The sequence below is a fragment of the Arthrobacter sp. JCM 19049 genome (genome assembly GCF_001310435.1).
Window position 1 is genome coordinate 1 of sequence record NZ_BAXF01000182.1, and the last position, 4,148, is coordinate 4,148.

Here is a 4,148-nt window from a genome sequence, read left to right on the forward strand (position 1 = left end):
GGGGGCGGCAGTCGCCAGGGAAGTGGACAAGCGCAAGCCCGCGGTCGCCAACTTCATGGACCGGGTGCTGGCCAAGCCGCCGGTGCGGCGCCTGGCCAAGGAACTGAACATTGACCTGCAGGACGTGGTCGGTACCGGAACCAGGGGGAAATCACCCGGGAAGACGTCAACAGCTACAACGCCCAGCGCGCGGCCGAACGCGACGCGGCACCGCTGTACTGGCAGAAGGCGCCAGCCAGGAAACCCGCATCGAGCGCATCACCGTGCGCGGGGTGCGCAAGGCCACGGCCAAGGCCATGGTTGACTCGGCGTTCACCGCCCCGCACGTGTCCATCTTCGTGGACGTGGACGCCAGCCGGACCATGGAATACATTGCCCGGCTGAAGAAGTCCCGCGACTTCGAGGGCATCAAGGTCTCCCCGCTGCTGGTGCTGGCCCGCGCGGTGATCTGGGCGGCGGCCCGCAACCCCTCGGTCAACGCCAGCTGGGTGGAGACCGAGAACGGCGCGGAGATCCACCAGAAGCACTTCCTGAACCTGGGCATCGCCGCCGCCACCCCGCGCGGGCTGTTGGTGCCGAACATCAAGGACGCGCAGAACCTGTCCATGCGGGAGCTGGCGATCGCGCTGAACGAGCTGGCCACCACCGCCCGGGCCGGGAAGACCGCCCCGGAGGACATGCGCAACGGCACCTTGAGCATCACGAACATTGGTGTGCTGGGCATCGATACCGGCACCCCGATCATCAACCGGTGAGGTGGCGATCGTTGCCTTCGGCACGATCCGCCAGAAGCCGTGGGTCGTGGACGGGGAAGTGGTGCCGCGCTGGATCACCACCCTGGGCGGCTCCTTCGACCACCGCGTGGTGGACGGGGACCTCTCGGCCCGGTTCATGGCCGACGTTGCGGCCATCATGGAGGAACCGGCGCTGCTGCTGGACTGATTCGGCGCCCTCTGGAGGCCAGGTCGGCACCCGTCCACCGCTGCCGTGGGACGGGTGCCGGGCGAACCTGCCAATTGCCGCAACACCGGTGACCTGCCGGCGGGATCCTGCCACGCTGCAGATGACACCACCACAAGTATCACCGGGCACCGTGGTCGCCTTCACCGATGTGATGTGCGGCTGGTCCACCCTTGCCTTCCACCGTTTCTATCAGGCCCGTGAAGCGGCGGGCCTGGAAGACCGGCTGACGCTGGACCCCCAGCTGTTCCTGCTGGAGGACGTAAACCGGATGGCCCTGAACACCAAGATCATTGAAGGGGAAAAGCCGGTTGTCGGCGCGCTGGCCGAGGAACTCGGGTTCAAGCCCTGGCAGCGGGACCCCTCCGAATACCCGGTCACCAGCCTGCCGGCCAATGAGGCGGTGCACGCGGCAAAGGAACAGTCCGCCCGTGCCGCCGAACAGCTGGACATGGCGCTGCGCCTGGGGTTCTGGCGGGACAGCCGGTGCATCAGCATGCGCCACGAAATCCTGGACATTGCCACGGACTGCGACCGGTCGATGTGAACCGGCTGCGCGAGGTACTGGATACGGGCCGGGCCCGAGTGGCGATGATGCGCACCTACCTGGACTGCCGCGAAGACGTACAGGGAAGCCCGCACTTTTTCCTGCCCGATGGCAGCAGCAGCCACAACCCCGGCATCACGATGCGCCAGGTTGGCCAGCCCGGTGCCGGGTTCCTCGTAGTCGATGAGGACGACCCCGAGGTGTACGCCCAGCTGGTGCGCCGCGCCGTGCGGCAGTAGCCGGCCTAGTCTTGCTGGGGCTCCGGGTTCTGCGGGGGCCGCAGCCCCAGCACCTCGGGCAGCGGCTGGGGCTCGTGCTCCAGCACATGTTCGGCCAGGTAGCCGATCACCACCTGGTACCAGAGCTTGGCGTGCTGCGGGGAGAGGATCCAGTGGTTCTCCTGAGGGAAGTACAGGAAGCGGTGGGCGGTCGAACCGTCGGCCTGCTGCGGCAGCCCGGATAGGGAGAGCAGCTCGTACCACAGCCGCAGGCCTTCACCGATGGGCACGCGGTAGTCCTTGTCCCCATGGATCACCAGCATCGGGGTGCGGATTTGCTTCACGTACCGGCTGGGCGAGTACTTGGTGACCATTTCCGGCTGCATTTCCCGGGCCCAGTAGAAGGCCGCATCGGTGGTCGGGCCGAACCCGTCCAAGTCCCACAGGCTCGCATGGGTGACGATGGCCTTGAAACGCTGGGTCTGCCCGGCGATCCAGTTGGCCATGTAGCCGCCAAAGCTGCCGCCCATCGCCGCGGTGCGGGTGGCGTCGATGTCCGGGCGCTGTTCCGCGGCGTCGGTGATTGCCATCAGATCCGTGTAGGGATGCTCACCCCACGTGCCCCAGCCGCGGGCAATGAACTCCTGCCCGTACCCGGTGGACAGCCCCGGATCCGGCAACAGCACCGCATAGCCCTGCGCCACCAACAGCCACGGGTTCCAGCGCCAGCTCCAGCTGTTCCAGGAGGAGAGCGGCCCGCCGTGCACCCACAACAGCAGCGGCGCCTGATTTTGAGCTCCGGCCTCATGCGGCACCGCAAGCCAGGCGCGAATGCTGGTTCCGTCCGCGGCGGTGGTGTCCACCTCCTGCAGGGTGCCGGGCAGCTGCGGACGCTGCACCGGGGAATCCAGCTCCTGCAGCTGCACCTGCTCGCCCTCCTCCAGCGCCGAGATGTGCGCCAGGTCCAGCTTCACCGGTTCGGCCGGGTACTCGTAGCTGGCGCGCAGCGCGTAGGCGGAACGTGAATCCGGGGAGATCGCCACGTCGCTGTAGGCGCCCTCGGTGGTCAGCCGGGTGACTTTGTCCGATTCCAGGGCCAGGTGGAACACCGGGGCCCGGCCGGTGTCATCGGCGGTGAGCAGCACCCCGGTGCCGTTGGGCAGCCAGGTGATGGAGCTGGCCCAGCGGTCCCAGCCGACGGCGACCTGGTGGGATTCGCCGCTGTCCAGGTTCATCAGCCACAGCGTGGGGTGCACCGGGCGCTGCGGGGTGGAGCGTTCGGCGCGGGTGTAGATCAGCTGGGAGGAGTCCGGCTGATCCTGCCCATCTCGTATTCGTAGCGTTCATCCGGGCTCAGCAGCAGCTCCCGCTGCCCGGTCTCCAGGTCGATGCGCATGATGCCGGTGTGGATGCTTCCCCGGCCTTCAGACAGGCTCCAGTCGGTGAGCAGGAACTGGCCGTTGGGGGCCACGTCCATCCCGGCCTCCAGCAGGTGCCCGCCGGCCCCGGGGGTGATGTTGTGCAGTTCGGCCGGTGTGGCGGGGTCCTGGCTGACCGATGCGGTGTAGTAGTTGGGCCGTTGGGGACCCAAGTCGGTGTCCCAGTAGCGCACCGGGTAGCCGGTGTGCAGGATCGCATCAACCTTCTTGTCCTTGCGCAGCTCGCGCAGCGCCTTTTCCTCCTCGATGTCCCGGGCCCCGGGCAACGAGTGCGCGGTGATCACCAGGTTCTCGCGGCGTCCGGCCGGGGCGTGGGGCAGCGTGGTGAACGTGTCGATCCCGGCCGGGTGTTCGGCCAGTAGCTGGGCTTCTCCGCCGTTGCGGGGCAGCAGCCACACCCCGGCGGTCGCGTCCTGCTTCTCCGAACGCTTGGCCACGAACAAAAGGTCGCCCTCGGCGTTGAAGCGTGGCTGGGATTCGCCCTGCTCCCCGTGGGTGAGGCGGCGCGCCGGCTGCCGGCCGGCCGGGTCCAGCTCCCACAACGAGTTCAGGTACTTGGTGCCTTCCTCGTTCAGTGCGGCCACCGTGGTGATCAGCCGGCTGCCGTCGGGGGAGAGGCGCAGCCCGTTCAGACGCTGCAGTGCGATATACGAATCCAGATTATGAAATGAATGCTTAGAGTGTTCCACCTCACACATCATTCCACCGAATACGCCTAGGCACTAGTCCACGCGGCAAAGAGACCAGCTTTCCGGCTTCGTTACCCCTGGCTTGACTCATGACGATTCCACACTGATTCATGGAGTTCGCGCGGAATCCGGTCCCGGGGTCTTGGAACTGCGCCGGGGCTCGGGCAAGGTGGATCCAGGAGGCGATTTTCATGAATCCGAGAAAGACCCCCGCCCTATACCTTGGTGGCGCCGCGGCCGCCATGTTCCTGCTGGCCGCCTGCAACACCACCCCGGCCGACCCGGGCCCCTCGCC

At 67.3% G+C, this 4,148-nt stretch carries 4 protein-coding genes and 1 pseudogene; 3 read left to right on the forward strand and 2 right to left on the reverse strand.

All coding sequences use genetic code 11. The annotated features are described in order from the left end of the window. The 3 genes and pseudogenes from JCM19049_RS09035 to JCM19049_RS19715 all read left to right on the forward strand — a co-directional run. A pseudogene (locus JCM19049_RS09035) lies at positions 1–942 on the forward strand (dihydrolipoamide acetyltransferase family protein); the annotation flags it as partial. Positions 943–1,063: 121 nt separating this feature from the next. Further along, the gene (locus JCM19049_RS09040; protein WP_279402817.1) at positions 1,064–1,507 is read left to right on the forward strand and encodes a hypothetical protein; all 444 of its coding nucleotides are present in this window, start codon (positions 1,064–1,066) and stop codon (positions 1,505–1,507) included. Further along, entirely contained in the window at positions 1,504–1,746 is a 243-nt protein-coding gene (locus JCM19049_RS19715) for a hypothetical protein (RefSeq protein WP_279402818.1), read from the forward strand. Before JCM19049_RS09040 ends, JCM19049_RS19715 begins: the two co-directional genes overlap by 4 nt. Before the next feature lie 5 nt (positions 1,747–1,751). On the opposite strand, the gene JCM19049_RS22515 is transcribed toward JCM19049_RS19715, so the two are convergent. Together JCM19049_RS22515 and JCM19049_RS22520 are read right to left on the reverse strand one after the other, a co-directional pair. Beyond that, positions 1,752–2,960: an alpha/beta fold hydrolase gene (locus JCM19049_RS22515; protein WP_306420757.1), complete on the reverse strand. Its 1,209-nt coding sequence runs from the start codon at positions 2,958–2,960 to the stop codon at positions 1,752–1,754. A gap of 59 nt (positions 2,961–3,019) precedes the next feature. Beyond that, complete coding sequence (locus JCM19049_RS22520) at positions 3,020–3,853, reverse strand: hypothetical protein (protein WP_306420758.1); 834 nt, start codon at positions 3,851–3,853, stop codon at positions 3,020–3,022. Positions 3,854–4,148 lie beyond the last annotated feature (295 nt).

Excerpts from the sequence above, each read along its gene's own strand:
- JCM19049_RS22515 (WP_306420757.1), bottom strand. The coding sequence starts at position 2,960 with ATGAACCTGGACAGCGGCGAATCCCACCAGGTCGCCGTCGGCTGGGAC.
- JCM19049_RS09040 (WP_279402817.1), top strand. The coding sequence starts at position 1,064 with ATGACACCACCACAAGTATCACCGGGCACCGTGGTCGCCTTCACCGAT.